Below are 480 nucleotides of genomic sequence, written 5' to 3'. Positions count from 1 at the left end.
CCTATTTATGGAGCGTTTTTCGGCTTATTCTTTCACTTAAGGGCTCAAAAATGCGGATTTTTTCACTAAACCCCCTTATTTTTAAGCTCAAATATATAGGTTTTCAGGAGCGAAATCGTGATGTTACTATCATCACACACGCATTTCGAACATTCAAACCTTGCAAAAAAACTTTGGGACAAAGATTGATTCATGCATATTATTTCTCGGATTTGAGTATTTTACCGCCGATTATTTCTCGGATTTGAGTATTTTAGCGCGATTTATTTCTCGGATTTGAGTATTTTCGCTATATTTGCGCCTGTTATTCAAACAGTTACAATGATGCCATAAGGCATGTCACCATACTACCTCTCTATGCATTATCCCTATTGCGAAGCCGTTAATGGGTTTAACTCGCTCTAAATTGGACTTTGATTGAAAATCAAGAAGTTGGGCGTTTGCCTATATTATATAGGTAACAATATGGAAACGAGCGAC

The organism is Prevotella sp. AM42-24 (genome assembly GCF_003461825.1).
Lineage (GTDB): Bacteria > Bacteroidota > Bacteroidia > Bacteroidales > Bacteroidaceae > Prevotella > Prevotella hominis.
The sequence above is the reverse complement of the archived record's forward strand: the minus strand, read 5'-3'. Positions refer to the sequence as shown.